A 19955-nucleotide genomic window follows, 5' to 3' on the forward strand; every position below is an offset into this window, starting at 1 on the left:
CATCCCGCTAACATCGCCGATCTACTCACACCCAACGTCGCCGTCAAACACTTTCAACCAACCCAAGGGACGAACCAACCTGCCGCTAGCAGCGTCGCCGCCCTCGTTGTGGAGGCGTATATAGGGGTGACACCTCATATCTGTCAACAGCGACAATGAAGTTTTTTGATGTTTTTTTGACAACTTTCCACAAGCCGTCGGATTTCCACGTATTTGCCTTATATTATAGTGCACTCATTGCACCAACCGCACTTGGGAGGGCCTTAAACCGGCCTTATTGCCCTAATAATTTCCGCGAAACTTTTGAAACCGACAATGAACCATACTTTGCAAGCGATTGTGGAAATCGTTGTCTGGCAGGCTTGTCGTTGACTTACGTTTCTTCGGCAGGCAAAACTCACATGCCCGTTTGGGAGCCTTCCGACAGAATGGAAGACACCTTAATACCGGATTGGCGGTTTGTCCGCTTTTCCGACAAACGATTTCAAGCACGTTTTGTGCGGTCAGTTATAAAGAAGGACCGGCTACAGCAGTATGAAAGAGATGGGGCCGAACAATCTCGATCCGGGTGACGAGCCCCCGCTCAGTGTAGGCGGACGGCGGCGGCCACCAGATCGTCGTGAAGTTTCTGCCCGCTGGCTCGCTGGAACCTTCCTGACCGGCGTTACGTCCTGCATGCTGATCGGCGTTGCATTGTTTGCCGCTCTGGACGGGCGCGAACAGCTGGCGACCCCGCCTGAAATCCTTGCCCGTAACGACATGCCCGGTGCGACCGACGAAGCCGCTGTTACCAAGGGCGGACGTCTTGTCAGCACTGTCTCTCAGCAAAAGGCGCGCGACCGACGCCGTTTCGATCTTTCGACGATGCAGAAAGTGGGTGAACGCGAAGTTATTCGCACGCGACCATTCGAATTTGTCCGCATGGCTCTCGCCGTCGATCACCCGACCAGCCGCAAATATCCTGCTTTCAACGCCCTCACCGTGTTTTCGGAAGGACCTGCGGCACCGCAGCCTGCCGATGCCGGTCAGATTTACGGCGCCAAGGTCGAAAGCGAAGTCAGTCTGCGTGTTGTCGATTTTCCGATGAACAGCACAACATTCGATGCATCCAGCGACCTGACAGTGGATGAGGTCGAGAAGGTTGTGCGGGATACCGGTGGTCTTCTGACCGACGGCGACGTGCAGGTTGCATCGCTCCACTATGTCGATCCTGCTCGTTTCGGCGGCACGGACTCGCCTTTCGCGCTTGGCCCAGCGCTTGGCGTGAAGATTACACAGGAGAATGTCAGTGTCGCACAGCGCGGCGATGACGAGACGGTTGGCGAAGGCTTTTCGGAAGAACTGATTCCTTTCCGCCAGACAGCCGATATCAAGCAGGCGCTCGAAGACGCCGGTTATACCGGCGACGATGCCGAAAACATGGCCGACTCGCTTGCCAAGCTGATGAACTCGCCGCGCCTCAAGGAAGGCAGCGTTTTGCGTGTCGGCACCGAGACGCAGGATGGCACGGACCGTATCGTGCGCGCCAGCATCTATAATCGCACCACGCATCTGGTGACGGTCGCCCTCAACGACAGGGGACAATATATTCCGTCCGACGAACCGGAACAGACCCCGCTTCTGCAGACGGCGTTTGATGGTAATGCCCTGCCGACGGCCATTCGGGGCAATCTGCCGAGTGTTTATGACGGGATCAGCCGGGCCGCGCTCGCTTATGGCATGTCGGAGACGATGCGCGAACAGCTCGTCAAGATGCTCGCAAGCGATGTTGACCTGCAGTCACGGCTTGCGCCGAGTGACCAGATCGACGCATTCTTCTCGCTGCCGGACGATCCCGACAAACCGGAAGCCGATTCGCAGCTTCTTTATGTTTCGGCCAATTTCGGCGGCACGACCCGAAAATTCTATCGCTATCAGGCTCCGGACGGGAGCGTCGACTACTTCAACGGCGACGGCAAAAGCGCGAAACAGTTCCTGCTCCGCAATCCGGTTCCCAATGGTGTCTTCCGCTCACCGTTCGGCATGCGCCGCCACCCGATCCTTGGCTATAGCCGCATGCATACCGGCGTGGACTGGGCCGCACCGCGCGGCACGCCGATCATCGCTTCCGGTAATGGCGTCGTGGAAAAGGCAGGCTGGACCAATGGCTATGGCAACCAGACCCTGATTCGTCATGCCAATGGTTATGTGAGCAGCTACAGCCACCAGAACGCCATCGCCCGCGGCGTTACCGCCGGTGCGCGTGTGCGGCAGGGACAGGTGATCGGTTATGTCGGATCGACGGGTCTTTCGACCGGTCCTCATCTTCACTACGAAATGATCGTGAACGGCACCAAGGTCGATCCGCTGCGCATTCGTCTGCCGGATAACAAGGCGCTTTCGGGCAAGGAGCTCGAAGCCTTCAAGCAGGAACGGGATCGCATCGACACTCTGTTGAACAGTGATGACAACGGCACCAAGCTTGCCTCGAACGGATCAACGAAGAGCTGATAAAAAGAAAGGCCGGGGGAAACGCCCCGGCCTTTCTCTTTGAATTCGCTGGAATGCTTACTCGGTAAACTCGACCGTTACGCCAGCTTTCACCAGTTTTGCCAGCTCTTCCGCATCCCAATTGGTCAATCGCACACAGCCATGGCTTGACGTCTTGCCGATTCTCGATGGCTCGGGCGTACCGTGAATGCCGTAGGTCGGCTTGGAAAGCGCGATCCAGACTGTTCCCACCGGCCCGTTTGGCCCAGGCGGAATGGTCAGCACCTTATCATTATTGCCCTGCTTGAAGTTGATCTTCGGATTGTAGGTGTAGTTCGGGTTGATCGCGATACGCTCGACCTGAACAACGCCGGAAGGTGACGGATTGTCCGACGAACCAATGGTCGAGGGATAGGCAACGACCAGCTTGCCGGCTTCGTCATAGCCACGAACCTGCTTGCGTCCCTTGTCGGCGATGATGCGGGCCACCTTGGTCCGGACAGGCTTGCCGAGGTTCGGAATCTTTACGATCGAACCCGGCTGATTGAAGTTTACGCCGGGATTGATCTCTTTCAGATAGGTCTCGTCTATATGAAATTTTTCACCGAGCATTTCGGTGACCGAGGTATACGCCATCGCCGGAAGCTGCGCCTTGTGGGCGTAATCTTCCGGGATGGAAGCAACGTATTGCCGTCCCACGTCTTCGTTGGTGATGGTGTATTCGGTGAAGGCTGGGCCACCTGTGGCTTCAAGTTCCGCATTGACCGCCGCTTCGTCTGTCGGATTGATCGATTTTCCGGTCAGCTCGCCATAGGCGGCAGCCGCCTTGTCGACATTGCTGCCCGAACGACCGTCGATGACGCCGGGCGATGCACCGGCGCGGTCGAGCAGAATCTGATAGGCTGCGATCTTTTCCTTTGCACCCTGCCCTTTCGGCATTTCGATTGCCGGAGCCATGTCGCTCGGATTGGGAACACCCCTTGGTTGTTCATAACCCGGCTGGCCATAATCCTGCTGGCCATCATAACCGGGATTGGCACTGGCTGAATTGGTGCTTGTATTGTCAGGATATTGATCGCCTGCCGGAGGCAGTTCCGACCGTTGCACCTGTCCATCACGGTTGCCGCCATATTGCGGTGCTGCCGGAGCGTCCGGGTAATAGTTCGGATCTTCGGGCACGTTGCCGAAACCGTCATAGGGAGCCCCACCGTCGACTGGACCATCGAGCGTCCAATTGTCGTCTGGCTGCGGTGCGCGGCGAACCCGACGGTCATAAGCGTTCGGGTCATAATTATTGGCGTCCTCGACACTGAGAATACGCCCGCGACGATCCATGGTAACGCGGCGGCCATACTGGTCGATAAAGACCCGTACCCGGCGATCATGATAGATTTCTTCACCCGGATCATAAAGCTGTGCAAGCTGTACCGGGCGTTCGGTAGCCACTGCAGAACTGCCTTCCCCCGCGCGCGCTGTACCGTTGACGGCAGTTACCGCGACGGAAGCAAACAAAGCGAAACGAAGCATGCGTGTGTAATGCGCCATGAAGAATGCCCTGGGTGATCGAGAGACCATGGATGCCGCGAATATGGTTAACAACTGATTAGCTGATAAAGCAGATGCCAGATGAACTGGACATGAAAATGGCCAACATCGAAGGAAAGCTGGAAAACTTGTCACGCCAGACATGAAAATGGCGCCGCAACCTATCCGGTTGCGGCGCCCAATGACCTCAACTCTTGAACGTTCAGGCGTTCTCGTCGATCTTCTGGCCTTCATCCTCAAGCGCACCACGAATCGGATGGAAATTGAGCCTGTCCGAACCGGCGGTAATCTTGACGATGGAACCATCCAGAATGTCGCCCAGTAGGATGCGCTCGGCGAGCGGATCCTGAACTTCTTTCTGAATGACGCGCTTCAACGGACGTGCACCATAGGCCGGGTCGTAACCCTTGTTGGCCAGCCATTCGCGTGCATCTTCTTCCAGCTGCAGCACGATCTTGCGATCGGTCAGAAGCATCTGGAGACGCTGCATCTGGATATCGACAATCGCACCCATGTCTTCACGGCGCAGCCGGTGGAACAGGATGATTTCATCGACACGGTTCAGAAATTCCGGACGGAAGGCAGCCCGCACCACGCCCATTACTTCCTCACGAACCGACTCGACATCGTCCTTCTCGCCAAGATTGACGAGATATTCAGCACCGAGGTTCGAGGTCATGATGATGACCGTATTGCGGAAATCGACCGTGCGGCCCTGTCCGTCGGTCAGGCGTCCGTCGTCCAGCACCTGCAACAGCACGTTGAACACATCCGGATGCGCCTTTTCGATCTCGTCGAACAGGATCACCTGATAGGGCCTGCGCCGAACGGCTTCCGTCAGAACGCCGCCTTCTTCATAGCCGACATAGCCGGGAGGTGCGCCGATCAACCGGCTCACGGAATGCTTTTCCATGAATTCCGACATGTCGATACGAACCATGGCCGTGTCGTCCTGGAAGAGGAACGCGGCGAGCGCCTTGGTCAGCTCCGTCTTACCGACACCGGTTGGGCCGAGGAAGATGAACGAGCCGATAGGCCGGTTAGGGTCCTGAAGCCCGGCGCGCGCACGGCGAACCGCCTTCGAGATGGCCTGGACAGCTTCGCCCTGCCCGATGACCCGCTTCGCAAGTTCGTCTTCCATGCGCAACAGCTTCTCACGCTCGCCTTCCAGCATCCGGTCAACCGGAATACCGGTCCAGCGTGAGATAATCTGTGCCACGTGGTCGGGCGTAACAGTCTCTTCAAGCAGAGAGCCCTTGTTTTCATGGCTTTCGGCTTCGACAAGCTGCTTCTCCAGCTGCGGAATCTTGCCATAGGCCAGTTCGCCCGCTTTCTGGAATTCACCGCTTCGCTGTGCAATGGCGAGGGCATTGCGTGCCTCTTCAAGCTGGCGCTTGAGATCAGCAGCAAGTCCGAGCTTCTGCTTTTCAGACTGCCATTTCGACGTCAGTTCCGCCGATTCTTCTTCCAGATCGGTCAGCTCCTTTTCGAGGCGCTGGAAACGATCCTTGGAAGCAGCATCGGTTTCAACCTTCAGCGCTTCGCGCTCGATCTTCAGCTGCATGATGCGACGGTCGATTTCATCCAGCTCTTCCGGCTTGGAATCAACCTGCATGCGCAGGCGCGATGCCGCCTCATCGACAAGATCAATGGCCTTATCGGGCAGGAAACGGTCGGTGATATAACGGTTCGACAAGGTTGCCGCAGCAACCAGAGCCGAATCCGAAACACGCACCTTGTGATGCTGCTCGTATTTTTCCTTCAGGCCACGCAGGATCGAAATCGTGTCCTCGACGGTCGGTTCATCAACGAATACCGGCTGAAAACGACGGGCAAGCGCTGCGTCCTTCTCGACATATTTGCGGTATTCTTCCAGCGTCGTCGCGCCAACGCAGTGCAATTCACCGCGTGCAAGAGCAGGCTTCAAAAGGTTCGATGCATCCATCGCGCCATCAGACTTGCCTGCACCGACAAGCGTATGCATTTCATCGATGAAGAGGATGATCTGGCCGGCAGCCGTCTGCACTTCCGAAAGTACTGCTTTCAGACGCTCTTCGAACTCACCGCGATATTTGGCACCGGCAATCAGCGCGCCCATATCGAGCGCCATCAACTGCTTGTCCTTCAAGGATTCGGGCACATCGCCATTGACGATGCGAAGCGCCAGACCTTCCGCGATTGCGGTCTTGCCGACGCCCGGCTCGCCGATCAGAACCGGATTGTTCTTGGTGCGGCGCGACAGAACCTGAATCGTGCGGCGGATTTCCTCGTCGCGACCGATCACCGGATCAAGCTTGCCTGCACGCGCATCCTCGGTCAGATCGCGGGCATATTTCTTCAACGCATCATAATTGCTTTCAGCGGACGCCGAATCGGCGGTGCGGCCTTTGCGCATATCTTTTATGACCTTGTTGAGCGCCGTCGGGGTCACACCGGCAGCGGAAAGAATTTCAGACGTCTTTGCGGATTTTTCCATCGCCAGCGCCATCAGAAGGCGCTCGACGGTGACGAAACTGTCACCGGCCTTGCTGGCAAGCTCCTCGGCAAGCGAGAAGACCTTGGCAAGCGGCTGCGATAAATAAAGCTGATCGTTGCCACCCGACACTTTGGGCAGCTTTTCGAGCGCACTCTGCAAGCCGATGCGCACATCGGCAATGCGCCCGCCCGCGCGTTCGATCAGGGACGAGGCAAGTCCTTCGTCATCATCGACGAGAACCTTCAACACATGTTCGGGTGTGAATTGCTGGTTGCCGGACGACAGCGCGAAAGTCTGTGCAGACTGGATAAAGCCCCGGACGCGTTCCGTATATTTTTCGATATTCATGATGTCTCCTTTGCCTTCCGGCCCATCAAGCGGCACCAGAAGATGTATGGTGACGAAGCCCCCACACTGGGCGGACTTCTTTCCAAGACAGCATATGGGACGATGGCCGGGTTTCGGCAAGGGTTACAGACACGTGAAGAACCAAATAAAAATGGCGCGGAAACCGCGCCATTTTTAACTTGATACACAGGGACGATCAGGCGTCGGAATCCGCAGATTCCGTTACCGGCGTCTCATCACCGCTATCCTTGGCGGCGCGGCGCGGACGACCAGGACGGCGCGTGGCGCGACGTGGCGCGGCCTCATCCGCAGAAGATGCATCGGCAACAGGAGCGGCCTCGGCGGCCACTGGTGCTGCCTGCTCGACCACGGCTGCAGCCGGAGCTTCTTCAGCCACCGGCTGAGCCTGTTTTTCCTGCGGCTGTTCGTCAGAACGCTCGTCAGCGTTGAAGCGCTCACGCTGCGGACGGCGGCCACGACCCAGACGACGATCGCGGTTGTCGCGCTCGCGCGGCTGCTGGCGACCTTCACCGGACTTTACCGGCTCGCCACCATCTTCGCCATAAACGACCTCGGCAGGCGTGCCCTCGATAACCGGCTGCGGGCCGGAACCGTTGACGGGCTGTGGCTGTGCTGCGACAGGCGTGAAACCTGCTTCCTCATCATCCGCACCGTCATCGTCGAAGGTTTCCTCGCGCTGGAATGGCACCGGATTCTGCGCCATGGCCGCCATGATGATGCGGTTGTAATGTTCAGCGTGCTGAAGATAATTTTCTGCCATCACGCGATCGCCAGATGCCTGTGCGTCCCGCGCAAGTGCCGAGTATTTTTCTGCAATATGTTGCGCATTGCCGCGGATCTTCACATCCGGGCCATTGCTTTCGTAATTGCGCGACAGAGGATTGGGGCCCTTGCGGTTGTTGTTGTTATTATTGTTATTCCCCCGTCCGCGCATGCGCCTGTTCTGCTGTGCTGGCCTCATATTCATCTCTTTTCAGATTAAAGGGCGTAGAAACTCCACAGCCAAAAAGCTGCCGGTTTCACGCTATCGAGCCATGGAGGAAGTACGCCCTAAAAACTTCCCACAAATCGACTGCTCCTGAGTTAGGTACCTCTATGGGTCACCGAAACTCCGCGGTTGCATTAATGCATAACCATTCCGAAAAGCTCTGCTCTTCGAGATTATGCTTGAAAGTCGTGTACTTCCGCACAAGCCATCCCCAAAGAACCTTCGGGGAGCATGACCAAAAATCGTCATGGAGCATTTCCGCCACCGCCCATCAGCGGGCAAAACCATTCTGGCTGTATACGGTGGCCGGAAACTAAACGGCTTCGCCGCAAATTCCAAGTGTTTTTTAGCGGTTCGCCGCATCAAAATTACGTATTTGATTTGTACGCGAAAAGCATGGCCCTTCTGTGGCCGCCAAGGTCACTCGCATGTCCTGCGAGGGAAAAACCTGCGCTTTCGAACAGCGCTTCAACATCCTGGAATTGTCCGGCGCCGATCTCTACGGCAACCATTCCTTGTTTATATAGGTGATCTGCTGCCTTCTGTGCAAGGGCTCTGTAGAAATTCAGTCCATCAGACCCGCCGTCGAGCGCAGCCAATGGGTCATGCTCGCGCACTTCGCGCGACAGTCCCGCAATGTCTTCATGCGGAATATAGGGCGGGTTTGAGACGATAAGATGAAACCGCCCGCTCACATTTTCAAACCAGTCGCTTTTGAGCGCTGCGAACCGGTCACCCACACCATTGGCGACAGCATTGATTCGCGCCATTGCAAGCGCCCCCTCCGCCATGTCGAGACCAATGCCGTGTGTGCGCTCGAAGCGATGCAGAAGCGAGATGATGATCGCGCCCGTTCCCGTCCCCATATCGAGGAGTTCAAGCGTGTTTTTCTGCACCGCAAGCGCTTCCAGCGCCGGAATGACCAGCTCCACCAGCACTTCCGTATCGGGACGCGGTTCAAGCGTAGCAGCGGAGAGCCGGAAAGGCAGGCCGAAGAACTCGCGAACACCCATGATCCGGTGAACCGGCTCACCCTTTTCACGGCGGTCCAGCGCATCGGAAAGCGTCTCGATTACCGCAGAATCAACCAATTGCTCAGGTGCGGATATCAGATCGAGCCGCGTCTTGCCGGTTGCCCATTCGACCAGAAGCCGTGCATCGAGGTCTGGCGTATCCAGTTCTGCCGCACGAAGCCTCGTCCGTGCATCAGCCATCAGGCGGTCGAGACGCATTTCGCTCACCCTTAGAGCGCATCCCGAAAAGTGTGAAACGATTTTCGGAAAAGATGCGCGGTTCAAAACAAATATCTAGAGCGCCGATCTGGCCAATCTGCTCGAATCAGATCGAAACGCGCTCTAATGCCCCAGTTCCGTCAGAAGTGCGGTCTGGTGATCGGAAATCAGCGCATCGACCAGTTCGTCCAGATCACCTTCCATAACCCGGTCGAGCTTGTAGAGCGTCAGGTTGATGCGATGATCGGTGACGCGTCCCTGCGGGAAATTATAAGTGCGGATACGCTCGGAGCGATCGCCCGAACCGACCTGGCTGCGACGTGATTCAGAACGTTCGGTGTCTGCCTTCTGGCGTTCCATGTCGTAAAGGCGTGCACGGAGAATCTGCATCGCGCGTGCGCGGTTCTGGTGCTGGGATTTTTCAGCCTGAACGACCATGATACCGGTCGGGATGTGCGTAATGCGAACCGCCGAATCGGTCGTGTTCACGTGCTGGCCACCGGCGCCCGATGCCCGCATCGTATCGATGCGGATATCCTCATTACGGATCTCAATGTCGATATCCTCGGCTTCAGGCAAAACCGCGACGGTTGCCGCCGATGTATGGATGCGTCCGCCGGCTTCCGTTTCAGGCACACGCTGCACGCGGTGCACGCCCGATTCGAACTTGAGCTTGGAGAACACACCCTTGCCGGAAACGGTGGCGATGATTTCCTTGTAACCACCGGCATCGCCTTCGCTGGCCGAGACCAGCTCGACCCGCCAGCCTTTTTCGGCAGCATAGCGCTCATACATGCGGAACAGGTCACCGGCGAACAGTGCCGCCTCCAGACCGCCCGTACCCGCACGAATTTCGAGAATGGCATTCTTCTCGTCGGCAGCGTCCTTCGGCAGCAGCAGAATCTGGACTTCCTGCTCCAGTCCCTCAATCCGCTTTTCCACGCCCGGCAGCTCTTCCAGCGCCAGTGCACGCATCTCTGCATCTGTGGAGGCATCGTCACGCATGGCCGCCAGATCGACAGCTTCCTTGCGGGAGTCGGTCAGTTCGCGAATCTTGCCAACCACCTCCTGCAGCTCGGAATATTCCGATGCGAGCTTCACATAGGTTTCCGAATCCGGATTGTTGGCCATCTGGCTTTCGATCATTGAGAACCGCTTCAAAAGCTGGTCCATCCGGTCCTGCGGCAATGCGATCATGTCATGTCCTAAAAATTATCAGCGGCGTGCAAGAATGCAAAACGAGACGCCGCACAATCCTGCACCGCGGCCGTTCAGTCAGTTAGAGCATTTCCTATTTTTTTGAACCGTTGGAAATGCTCCAACTATTTGTTTTGTCGCATTATCCGACGCAAAACCGCTTCGCACTTTTGCTGGAAATGCTCTAGATCTGCTTCGCTATAACGGAATATCGTTGTCTTCCGCAAATCTCATCAGCATTTCGCGCAGCGAATGCGCACTGTTCGGCTTATCCAGCTCTTCCGCCAGCAAGGCCGTAAGCTTGCTTGCGTCCAGCGCATCAAGCATGGCCTTGACCGGGCCGATTGCCGCCGCCGACATGGAGATCGACCGAAAACCGATGCCTACCAGCGCCATGGCTGGAAGCGGCCTGCTGGCCATTTCACCGCACAGGGTAACCGATTTACCGTGGCGATTGCCGGTTTCCACGATGAAGCGCAACGCCCGCAGGAATGCAGGCGAAAGCTGATCGAAGCGACCCGACATCAGCGAGTTGCCGCGATCCGTCGCCATCAGGAACTGGAACAGATCGTTGGACCCGACGGAGATGAAATCGACAAGCGACATCAGCTCCTCAAGCTGCCACAGCAGCGACGGTACCTCGATCATCGCTCCCAGTTTCAACCCCATGGGCAACTGATGAGCGAACCGCGACAAATGACGGACTTCACGATCAATGATCTCGCGCGCGGCCTTCACTTCACTGACTTCCGTGATCATCGGCAGCAGGATTTTCAACTCGCGTCCGCCCGCCGCTTTCAGAAGCGCCCGTAGCTGGGTGCGCAACAGCCCCGGACGGTCGAGCGTCAGGCGGATCGCGCGCCAGCCGAGCGCCGGATTTTCTTCCTGCACGGTCGAACTGAAGTAAGGGAGAACCTTGTCTCCACCGATATCAAGCGTCCGGAAAGTCACCGGCTTGTCGCCTGCCGCCTCGATGACCGAGCGATAAAGACGTTCCTGCTGCTCGGCACGCGGGAATGTCGAAGCCACCATAAACTGAAGTTCGGTGCGAAACAGACCGATCCCCGCCGCACCCGAAGCCGACAATTGCGGCAGATCGACGAGAAGCCCGGCATTCATCAGAAGCGAGATATCGACGCCGTCCTTCGTGACGGATGGCTTGTCCCGCAATTCCCGATAATGGGCCTGACGCCGCGCCCGGAACCGAACCTTTTCGGCATAAGCCGTTTCCAGATCGGACTGCGGGCGCAGATGCATGATGCCTTCATCGCCGTCAACGATTGCCGCATCGTTGTTTTCGGCCATGGATACAATGCCCTTGGCCTGGCCGACCACCGGAATGCCCATTGCACGGGCGACGATCACGACGTGGCTCGTGGCGGCGCCGTCCTCCAGAACAACACCGCGCAAGCGCTCGCGCGGATAATCCAGAAGTTCGGCAGCCCCCATGGAACGCGCGACGATGATGGCATCCTTGACCAGCGATTCGGCGATGGTCTTGATGTCGCGTCCCATGAGCTGGCGCAGCAAACGGTTCGCGAGATCGTCAAAATCCGACAGGCGCTCGCGCATATAGGGGTCGGTCAGATGCACCATGCGCGCACGCGTGTCGCTCTGCACCTTTTCGACTGCCGCCTCGGCAGTCAGACCGTTGTGAATGGCTTCTTCCAGACGACGCACCCAGCCGCGATCATGCGCAAACATGCGATAGGCTTCGAGCACTTCGCGATGCTCGCCCTCCACCGCCACATCGCGGCGCGAAAGCATGTCGTCGATGGATATGCGCAGGCTGCCAAGCGCTTCATCCAGCCGGTTCAGCTCGGCCTGGCTATCCTCGTTGAAAAGATTGGTGACGACGATGCGCGGCTCATGCAGCACCACATGGCCAAGGCCGATACCGTCGTTGAAAGCCTGTCCTGTCACACTCATCGGGCGACCGAGATCAAGCTCTATGCCCGGACGGGCCAGACGCAGACCGTCGCCGGTCGCGATGATTTCGGCAAGGACCATAGCGGTGGTTTCAAGTGCTTCGACCTCGTCTTCCCGATATGCCCGCTTGGTCTTGTTCTGGACGACAAGAACGCCCAAAGTGCGGCCAGCGCGTAGAACGGGAACGCCGAGGAAGGAATTATAGGCTTCTTCGCCCGTTTCCGGCAGATAGGCAAAAGCTGGATGGCTTTGCGCATCGGTCAGATTGAGGGGACGGGCGCTTGCGGCAATCGTGCCGACCAGCCCCTGACCGAGACGAAGCTGGGCAAGGTGGACTGCCTGCGGATTGAGACCTTCGGTAGCGTAAAGCTCAAGGACGCCGTCAGCGCGCAATATATAGAAGGAGCAGACTTCCGCGACCATATTCTGGGCGATTTCACGAACGATCCGGTCGAGGCGCGCCTGCGGTTCCAGCGGCTCTGCCATCAATTCGCGCAACCGCTTTAGCAGTACGCGGGGACCGGTTGTCAGCTCACGCATGATCGTCGGGGGCTCCTTCAAAATTGCTGACGTGCGTTCCGCCAGCCGATTCCCAATACCCGCCCGCGAAGCGTTACGCCAATCCCTTTGTGAGCATTTTTGACACCCGCGTCCAGAACAAATAGTCGCTGCTCGCAAAATGTTGCAGGGCCGCGCACCCTTTCGGCTGCGCGGCCCTGCATACAACTATGTTTGAAAATAGAATCTGAGCTGGCTGCTTACTTGTCGAGGCCATAGACCGCGTGCAGTGTGCGCACGGCCAGTTCCGCATAAGGGCCGTCAATCAGGATCGAAATCTTGATTTCAGACGTTGTGATGGCGCGGATATTGATGCCCTTTTCGGCCAGTGCCTTGAAGGCAGTGGCGGCAACGCCTGCATGGCTGCGCATACCGATGCCGATCACCGAAATCTTGGCAAGGCCGGTTTCTGATTGGATATTGTCAAAGCCGATCTCGCCCTTGACCTTGTCCAGCACCTTCAGCGCCTTGTCGACATCGCCGGTCGGAATGGTGAAGGTCATGTCGGTCTTGGAGCCGTCTTCCGACACGTTCTGCACGATCATGTCGACATTGATGTGCTCTTCGGCGAGTGGCCCGAAAATGGCTGCCGAAACGCCCGGCCGGTCGGCCACGCGCCGCAGCGAAATCTGAGCTTCATCCTTCGCAAAGGCGATACCTGTGACGACCTGCTGTTCCACGATTTCATCCTCGTCGCAAATAAGGGTTCCGGGCGGGTTGATCGGATCACCCATGCCCGGCGCATCTGGGTCCGTAAAGCTCGAGCGCACGAAAGTGCGCACCTTGTGCACCATGGCGAGTTCGACCGAACGCACCTGCAGAACCTTGGCACCAAGCGATGCCATTTCCAGCATTTCCTCGAAGGAAATCTTCGAAAGACGCTTCGCCTTCGGCTCTACGCGGGGGTCGGTGGTGTAGACGCCATCGACATCTGTATAGATATCGCAGCGATCCGCCTTCACACCGGCAGCAATGGCGACAGCAGACGTATCAGAACCGCCACGCCCAAGCGTCGCCACACGGTTGTCAGGGCCGATGCCCTGGAACCCGGCAACGACGGCAACCTGACCCATTTCCATGCGGCGGATGATTTCCGAACCGTCGATGTCCTGAATACGGGCAGCGCCATGGGCGTTGTCGGTCTTGATCGGAATCTGCCAGCCCTGCCACGAACGCGCATCAACGCCTATGGATTGAAGCGCAATCGCCAGAAGGCCGCTCGTCACCTGCTCGCCGGAAGCGACGATGGTGTCATACTCGCGGGCATCATAGAAAGGCGAGCTTGCGCCGCATACTTTCGGCATGTTCTGCACCCAGCCGACCAGCTCGTTGGTCTTGCCGGACATGGCCGAAACGACAACAGCAACCTGATTGCCTGCCTCGACCTCGCGTTTGACGTGGCGCGCCACATTATAGATGCGTTCCAGATCGGCTACCGAAGTGCCGCCGAATTTCATCACGATGCGCGCCATTTAAGGTTACGTCCCGCTGTTTAGAAAAATTACACTCACACCTGCCCAAACATTATATTGTTGCGACAGGCAAACCCGGGGTCACATAGCTAAAATGCCGCGCTTCCGCAAGGCCGCGATTCGTATCGGGCCGCTTGAGAGCGAAATTGATTTGTTCCTTGACTTTGGAGTACTACCTTGAGAGCAGAACTGTACGCTTCCGCCGCTGGAGAATGAAATGACCGAGACCGCCCGCACCACCATCGACGCTTCGGAAATCGAGCATTTTTCGCGCATTGCCGCGGAATGGTGGAATCCGCAGGGCAAGTTCCGTCCCTTGCATAAATTCAATCCGACGCGGCTTGCCTATATCAAGGAAAAGATCTGCGCCAAATTCAACCGTGATCCCAATGCGCCGCGCCCCTTCGACGGTCTGCGCCTGCTCGATATCGGCTGCGGCGGCGGGCTTCTCTGCGAGCCGATGGCGCGCCTTGGCGCAACAGTGATCGGAGCGGATGCCTCCACGACCAATATCGAAGTGGCGAAAATCCATGCCGCACAAAGCGGTCTCGATATCGACTACCGCGCCACGACAGCGGAAGCGCTGGCCGAAGCCGGTGAAAAATTCGATGTCGTGCTCAACATGGAAGTGGTCGAACACGTTGCCGATGTGGACCTGTTCATGTCCGCGACCAGCGAAATGGTGAAGCCCGGTGGACTGATGTTCGTCGCCACGATCAACCGCACGCTGAAGGCTTACGGTCTGGCGATCATCGGCGCGGAATATGTCCTGCGCTGGCTGCCGCGCGGCACGCATCAATATGAAAAGCTGGTTCGCCCGGAAGAACTGGAAGCTGCACTTGCGAAAGGCGGCCTGCGCCTCATCGACAAGCTTGGTGTGACCTATAATCCGCTGGCCGACAGCTGGAGCCGCTCCCGCGACACCGATGTGAACTATATGGTGCTTGCCGAACGCCCCGCCTGATCTCAACCTCTTTGCGCGCGCGTTGTCATGGCAACGCCTGCGCAAATGACCAGCGCACCGACCCAAGTCAGCGGCGGATAATGTTCGCCGAGAAAAAGTGTTCCCGAAATAAGCCCCAGTGCGGCTGCGACATAGCCGATCTGGCTAAGATAGACCGGCCCGCCAACCGCCTGTAGCCGGAAGAACAGGGCAAACATGCCCGCCGATGCAATCGACTGGGCCAAAGCAGCCCATGGGGCGAATGCAAGTGTCTCGATCGAAAACTGGCCGGTGAATATGAGTATCCCCGCAGAAAGCATCAGCGCCGATGCGAGATGGCTTCCGGCAGCAAGCTCGATCGGATCGGAGTTCTTCGGCCAGTCGAGCGTGCGATAGACATTGCCGATGGCGAGAAACACCGGAATGAGCAATGCCGCGGCGATCCACAATGGATCAGCAGGTTTTCCCACTTCGCCGCGCGTCATTGCCACCATCACTGCACCGATAAACCCGGCAGCGATACCGCCGATCCCAAGTGCATTGGGACGCCGCAACCCGAACCCCATCGACAGAACAAGCGTGATGACCGGCGACAGCGTGTACATGATGCCGGTAAACCCCGCGCCAAGGCGCGGAATGGCGGAAAGAATGAGGAGATTGGGCACGGCATAGGAGATAAGCGCGGTACAGATATAGTAACGCAGTCTTCCGCCTGAAAAGCCGATCTTCTTTCCCTGCAGAAGAAGAACGGCGAACAGAATGATTCCGGCACTCGCCGAGAACAAAAAGGTCCAGATGGCAGGCGGAATACCAGCCTGCGCAGCGATCTTGCCGAGTGGCAGGATGAGGCCCAGCAAGGTGCCGGTTGCGATCAGCAAAAAAGGCGCAGAATCCGTCAGTTTCATGCGCCTTGTCTCCTGTACGGCAATCAGTTCTTGTCTTCTGGAAATACCGGCAACGGCAGAACGTCGACACCGTCTTCGAGCAGCGAATGCACATCCTCGCGCGACGCTTCGCCGTAGATACCACGTGTTTCGGTCTCGCCGAAATGGATCTTCCGGGCTTCCTCGACAAATTTGTCGCCGACATAATCCGCATTCTCGCGAACCTTGCGGCTCAGTTCCCGCATTTCGTCCAATATCTGCTTTTGCGTATCGCCCAGCGCCATGGCAATCTTTTCCTTGCCACGGCTTGTCGAGACCGCCGGCGCCATCAGCGACTTCTGAACGACTTGCGAATTGCACACGGGGCAAGCGACAAGCTGCATTTCCGACTGACGGTCGAAATCAGCATTGTCGCGAAACCAGCCCTCGAATTCATGGCCCTGATCGCAATGAAGCGAAAAGCGGATCATGGAATTTACGCGTCCTCTTTCTGCTTCGCGGAAAAAGTCCGGACATCGAACTCCCGCGCATTCTTCAGGTTCGGTATCTTGCCGCGTGCAGCAGCGCTTTCCGCCACGTCGATATCAGCCAGGATGACGCCCGGCTCGTCGTGATCGGCTTCGGCGAGAATCTTGCCCCATGGTGAGACGATGATCGAATGACCGTAGGTTTCGCGGCCGTCCTCATGCAGACCGCCCTGTGCGGCAGAGATCAGGAATGCACCATTTTCGATAGCACGCGCACGCTGCAAGATGTGCCAGTGGGCCTCTCCTGTCTGTCTCGTGAAGGCGGCCGGACCGGTAATCACATTGGCACCGGCGAGAGCCTGAGCGCGGAACAATTGCGGAAAGCGGATGTCGTAACAGACAGCCATGCCGAACTTTGCGAAAGGCAGGTCGACAACGACAGTTTCCTTGCCCGGAATACAGGCATCCGATTCGCGCCAGCTCTCACCATTGTCGAGATCGACATCGAACATATGGATTTTATCGTAGGTCGAGACCTTCTCGCCCGACGGTGCAAAGATCGCGCCGCGATTATAGGATCTTCCGTCATCGCCCTTGATCAGGGTCGAGCCTATATGAAGGAAGATACCATGTTTCGAGGCGAGCTTCGCCGCAGCAGCCATGACAGGATCGTTGGCCTCATCGCGCAATGACTGTGCGAGCAATGGCCGGTCACGCTGCATGATCCCGGTCACTTCCGGCGTCTGCACATATTGCGCACCTTTGACCGCCGCTTCCGCGACCAGTTTTTCCATGGCTTCAATATTGCGGGCCACGTCTGTGCCAGACCGCATCTGGACGGCTGCTGCGCGGAACATGCTCATCGACCTCTCCCTGTCCGATCGAATTCTAAACCAGTTCGCCAGTCTTGAGCAGGCCATCCAGCTTGCCCTGATCTTCCAGCTCTAAAAGATCATCACATCCGCCGACATGAACGGAGCCGACGAATATCTGCGGGAAGGTGTTACGGCCCGAACGTTGCTGCATTTCGGCGCGCAGTTCCGGCGATGCGCCTGCATCGATTTCATTATACGCAACGCCCTTGCGGGTCAGAAGATCCTTGGCCCGGGTGCAATAAGGGCAACCGACACGCGTGTAGATCGTTACATCAACCATCATAAACTCCAATCGTTTTGGCCACTATATAAGCGGCAAAGACGTTATCTGGAAGCCCCGACGCTTTTCACGAGCCTGTGTAGCCAGTTATCCGGCTCAATCCGGTAGAACGCGGCTGAACGTCAGCACATCCACGCTTTTCGCGCCGCCGCGCAGCAATGCCCGCGTTACCGCCTTGACCGTAGCGCCGGTCGTATAGACGTCATCGATGAGCAGAACCCGTCGCCCGCGCACATGAATCTCGTGTTCCTGCGGCACGCGGAACGCACCGTCCACATTGCGCTTTCGCTCCTTGATACCAAGGCCGATCTGCTGTTCGGTCCGACGCACACGCTTCACACCTTGCGGCGCAAAGGGTTTCGATTCCAGTTTCGCCAGGGCGCGGGCAAGTTCCGCCGACTGGTTGAAACGCCGCTGCCAGAACCGCCAGCGATGCAGAGGCACCGGAAGAATGACCTCGCATTCATCCAGCAATTCGCGACCCGCGCGTTGCATCCAGCGCGCCATCCACGGGGCCAGATCGGTCCGGTCGTGAAACTTGAGCGAAACCGCCATGCGCTGCGCTGCGCCCCGATGCAGGACGGCGGACCGGAGACGCCGGAAAGGTGGTGGATCGGCAATCGCCTCCGCACTCGTGAAGTTGTCGCCGAAATCATGGCTGAAAGGAATGCCCAGCACGGGGCAATAAGGCCTTTCTATAAAGCGTAGCTCCGGCCAGCATTTCGGACACAGTGTCCCCGGTTCGGATACATGCGCCCGGCAGCCGATACATGTCGGCGGAAACAACATGTCCGCAGAGGAGCGAAAAGCCCTGCCGGCAAACCGCCGCAGCCCTTCGCCCGCGCTGCGCAAAAAGGTTTGATGCGTTCTATCGTCATCCGCCATTGCATTCGCCCCCATTCGAATGCATCTATCCCCGCAACGATTGTACTGAACCTTGCTCGAAAGAGAAGACGGATTCCATGCCTGCGCCGACCGATGATAGCGCGATTTTCGATCGCGATCTCCTGCTCTCGTTTCGCCGTCGCGCCTTTGCGCGCGCCGAACCCGGCGCGGATTTCCTGTTGCAGCGCATTGCCGACGATCTCGCTGATCGTCTCGACGCTGTGGAGCGGCGTTTTCCCGTCGCCGTCGATCTCGCTGGCCATACCGGCGTAGCTGCAGCAGCCATCGCGCAGTCTGGCAAAGCCGACCTGATTGTCCGCATCGAACGCGACAGTGATTTTCTGCGAGGTCCTTTCCCGGCTATTGTCGGTGACGAGGAAATGCTGCCGCTGAAAGCTGGCAGCACCGATCTGATCGTGTCGCTAATGGCTCTTCACGCGACCAATGATACACCGGGTACGATGGTGCAGATCGCCCGCGCCCTGAAGCCGGACGGACTTTTTCTGGCGGCCCTTAGCGGCAGCGGAACACTCGGTGAATTGCGCGAAAGTCTTCTTCAGGCGGAAATCGAACTGACAGGCGGCGCCTCGCCGCGCATTTTCCCGTTCCCGGACGTGCGCGATGTGGGCGGCCTTCTGCAACGTGCAGGTTTCGCCCTGCCCGTAACCGACGTCGACAACATCACGGTGCGCTACGATTCGCTGTTCAACCTGATGGCCGATCTGCGCGCCATGGGCATGCAGAACATCCTGCGCGACCGTTCCCGCAAGCCGGTTTCGAAACGCCTGTTCCTGCGAGCCGCTGAAATCTATGCCGAGCGGTTCTCCGATCCGGATGGACGCATCCGCGCCACTTTCTCGATCATCTGGCTATCAGGCTGGGCGCCGCATGAATCGCAGCAAAAACCATTGAAACCGGGCTCTGCAAAAGCATCGCTGGCAGAAGCGCTAAAAAAGGCTGCGAAAGACAGCTAACAGTCGCCGTGGTGGCTGCCGTTTGTCTCGATGATGCAGACGGAATTGGGGCTCGGCTGAAGCACGCTCTTGCGCACTGTATACGTCTGGCCTGTTGCATGCGGCTGGGCGCTGGCATCGCGCTTGATCGAGCCGGTCATGGTGCGGTCTATCCCGACCGGGAGTACTGACTGGGCTGCAACCTTGTTTGCCTGATCGTTGAGAACCGGCACAATGATGAGAGCCAGAGCGACAACGGCAGAGCCGAACAACAGCACAACGCGCAGGATTCCGCGACCAGCCTTCGTTAGCGGCTTGGCCGTATATTCGTTGTGATCAGCGCTAAAATAATTGTTGTCGAAACTCATGCTTCAAGACTCCGGGGCAGCTCCCAAACGAGAATGCCTCAACGGAGTGAATCATAGATTAACCA

Annotated in this window: 16 protein-coding genes; 3 read left to right on the forward strand and 13 right to left on the reverse strand. The window is 57.7% G+C overall.

The genetic code is table 11. The annotated features are described in order from the left end of the window. Positions 1–534: 534 nt before the first annotated feature. Entirely contained in the window at positions 535–2490 is a 1956-nt protein-coding gene (locus tag KWJ32_RS04705) for a M23 family metallopeptidase (RefSeq protein ID WP_012091212.1), read from the forward strand. A gap of 57 nt (positions 2491–2547) precedes the next feature. On the opposite strand, the gene KWJ32_RS04710 is transcribed toward KWJ32_RS04705, so the two are convergent. The 7 genes from KWJ32_RS04710 to KWJ32_RS04740 form a co-directional block, all read right to left on the reverse strand. Further along, the gene (locus tag KWJ32_RS04710) at positions 2548–4014 is read right to left on the reverse strand and encodes a L,D-transpeptidase (RefSeq protein ID WP_012091211.1); all 1467 of its coding nucleotides are present in this window, start codon (positions 4012–4014) and stop codon (positions 2548–2550) included. A 202-nt stretch (positions 4015–4216) separates the two neighbouring features. After that, entirely contained in the window at positions 4217–6838 is a 2622-nt protein-coding gene (gene clpB, locus KWJ32_RS04715; RefSeq protein WP_012091210.1) for an ATP-dependent chaperone ClpB, read from the reverse strand. A gap of 196 nt (positions 6839–7034) precedes the next feature. Continuing rightward, positions 7035–7820 carry a DUF4167 domain-containing protein gene (locus KWJ32_RS04720; protein ID WP_029375796.1) on the reverse strand — a complete coding sequence of 262 codons (786 nt, stop codon included), beginning with the start codon at positions 7818–7820 and terminating at the stop codon, positions 7035–7037. Positions 7821–8215: 395 nt separating this feature from the next. Further along, entirely contained in the window at positions 8216–9061 is an 846-nt protein-coding gene (prmC, locus tag KWJ32_RS04725) for a peptide chain release factor N(5)-glutamine methyltransferase (protein WP_049768418.1), read from the reverse strand. A gap of 141 nt (positions 9062–9202) precedes the next feature. Continuing rightward, positions 9203–10276, reverse strand: coding sequence for a peptide chain release factor 1 (gene prfA, locus KWJ32_RS04730; RefSeq protein WP_012091207.1), 1074 nt, complete (start codon positions 10274–10276; stop codon positions 9203–9205). Positions 10277–10474: 198 nt separating this feature from the next. Then, complete coding sequence (ptsP, locus tag KWJ32_RS04735) at positions 10475–12745, reverse strand: phosphoenolpyruvate--protein phosphotransferase (protein WP_012091206.1); 2271 nt, start codon at positions 12743–12745, stop codon at positions 10475–10477. A gap of 218 nt (positions 12746–12963) precedes the next feature. Next, complete coding sequence (locus KWJ32_RS04740) at positions 12964–14235, reverse strand: aspartate kinase (RefSeq protein WP_010657494.1); 1272 nt, start codon at positions 14233–14235, stop codon at positions 12964–12966. Positions 14236–14452: 217 nt separating this feature from the next. On the opposite strand from KWJ32_RS04740, the gene ubiG reads away from it, so the two are divergent. Further along, positions 14453–15199 carry a bifunctional 2-polyprenyl-6-hydroxyphenol methylase/3-demethylubiquinol 3-O-methyltransferase UbiG gene (gene ubiG / locus KWJ32_RS04745; protein WP_012091205.1) on the forward strand — a complete coding sequence of 249 codons (747 nt, stop codon included), beginning with the start codon at positions 14453–14455 and terminating at the stop codon, positions 15197–15199. A gap of 2 nt (positions 15200–15201) precedes the next feature. Here the strand turns inward: ubiG and KWJ32_RS04750 are convergent, their stop codons facing one another. The 5 genes from KWJ32_RS04750 to KWJ32_RS04770 form a co-directional block, all read right to left on the reverse strand. Further along, positions 15202–16083: a DMT family transporter gene (locus tag KWJ32_RS04750; RefSeq protein ID WP_012091204.1), complete on the reverse strand. Its 882-nt coding sequence runs from the start codon at positions 16081–16083 to the stop codon at positions 15202–15204. A 23-nt stretch (positions 16084–16106) separates the two neighbouring features. After that, positions 16107–16532: a DUF1178 family protein gene (locus KWJ32_RS04755; RefSeq protein WP_012091203.1), complete on the reverse strand. Its 426-nt coding sequence runs from the start codon at positions 16530–16532 to the stop codon at positions 16107–16109. 5 nt (positions 16533–16537) lie between these two features. Then, entirely contained in the window at positions 16538–17392 is an 855-nt protein-coding gene (locus KWJ32_RS04760) for a carbon-nitrogen hydrolase family protein (RefSeq protein WP_012091202.1), read from the reverse strand. Positions 17393–17417: 25 nt separating this feature from the next. Then, a complete protein-coding gene (grxC, locus tag KWJ32_RS04765; RefSeq protein WP_012091201.1) occupies positions 17418–17684 on the reverse strand; it encodes a glutaredoxin 3 in 267 nt (88 codons plus the stop codon). Between the two features lie 96 nt (positions 17685–17780). Beyond that, positions 17781–18569, reverse strand: coding sequence for a ComF family protein (locus tag KWJ32_RS04770; RefSeq protein ID WP_012091200.1), 789 nt, complete (start codon positions 18567–18569; stop codon positions 17781–17783). Between the two features lie 77 nt (positions 18570–18646). Between KWJ32_RS04770 and KWJ32_RS04775 the strand changes: the two genes are divergently transcribed. Next, positions 18647–19543 (forward strand): methyltransferase domain-containing protein, encoded by an 897-nt coding sequence (locus tag KWJ32_RS04775; protein WP_012091199.1) that lies wholly within the window; start codon positions 18647–18649, stop codon positions 19541–19543. On the opposite strand, the gene KWJ32_RS04780 is transcribed toward KWJ32_RS04775, so the two are convergent. Then, positions 19540–19890, reverse strand: coding sequence for a hypothetical protein (locus KWJ32_RS04780; protein WP_010657502.1), 351 nt, complete (start codon positions 19888–19890; stop codon positions 19540–19542). The two genes, KWJ32_RS04775 and KWJ32_RS04780, sit on opposite strands and share 4 nt — an antisense overlap. Between the last annotated feature and the right edge of the window lie 65 nt (positions 19891–19955).

This window comes from Ochrobactrum sp. BTU2 (assembly GCF_024539785.1).
Classification (GTDB): domain Bacteria; phylum Pseudomonadota; class Alphaproteobacteria; order Rhizobiales; family Rhizobiaceae; genus Brucella; species Brucella anthropi.

Bases quoted from the DNA above. Each gene is read 5' to 3' on its own strand.
- grxC (WP_012091201.1), bottom strand. From the start codon at position 17,684: ATGGTTGATGTAACGATCTACACGCGTGTCGGTTGCCCTTATTGCACC.
- KWJ32_RS04720 (WP_029375796.1), bottom strand. From the start codon at position 7,820: ATGAGGCCAGCACAGCAGAACAGGCGCATGCGCGGACGGGGGAATAAC.
- KWJ32_RS04705 (WP_012091212.1), top strand. From the start codon at position 535: ATGAAAGAGATGGGGCCGAACAATCTCGATCCGGGTGACGAGCCCCCG.
- KWJ32_RS04760 (WP_012091202.1), bottom strand. From the start codon at position 17,392: ATGAGCATGTTCCGCGCAGCAGCCGTCCAGATGCGGTCTGGCACAGAC.
- prfA (WP_012091207.1), bottom strand. From the start codon at position 10,276: ATGATCGCATTGCCGCAGGACCGGATGGACCAGCTTTTGAAGCGGTTC.
- KWJ32_RS04770 (WP_012091200.1), bottom strand. From the start codon at position 18,569: ATGGCGGATGACGATAGAACGCATCAAACCTTTTTGCGCAGCGCGGGC.
- KWJ32_RS04710 (WP_012091211.1), bottom strand. From the start codon at position 4,014: ATGGCGCATTACACACGCATGCTTCGTTTCGCTTTGTTTGCTTCCGTC.
- ptsP (WP_012091206.1), bottom strand. From the start codon at position 12,745: ATGCGTGAGCTGACAACCGGTCCCCGCGTACTGCTAAAGCGGTTGCGC.
- prmC (WP_049768418.1), bottom strand. From the start codon at position 9,061: ATGGCTGATGCACGGACGAGGCTTCGTGCGGCAGAACTGGATACGCCA.
- ubiG (WP_012091205.1), top strand. From the start codon at position 14,453: ATGACCGAGACCGCCCGCACCACCATCGACGCTTCGGAAATCGAGCAT.
- KWJ32_RS04780 (WP_010657502.1), bottom strand. From the start codon at position 19,890: ATGAGTTTCGACAACAATTATTTTAGCGCTGATCACAACGAATATACG.
- KWJ32_RS04740 (WP_010657494.1), bottom strand. From the start codon at position 14,235: ATGGCGCGCATCGTGATGAAATTCGGCGGCACTTCGGTAGCCGATCTG.
- KWJ32_RS04775 (WP_012091199.1), top strand. From the start codon at position 18,647: ATGCCTGCGCCGACCGATGATAGCGCGATTTTCGATCGCGATCTCCTG.
- KWJ32_RS04750 (WP_012091204.1), bottom strand. From the start codon at position 16,083: ATGAAACTGACGGATTCTGCGCCTTTTTTGCTGATCGCAACCGGCACC.
- clpB (WP_012091210.1), bottom strand. From the start codon at position 6,838: ATGAATATCGAAAAATATACGGAACGCGTCCGGGGCTTTATCCAGTCT.
- KWJ32_RS04755 (WP_012091203.1), bottom strand. From the start codon at position 16,532: ATGATCCGCTTTTCGCTTCATTGCGATCAGGGCCATGAATTCGAGGGC.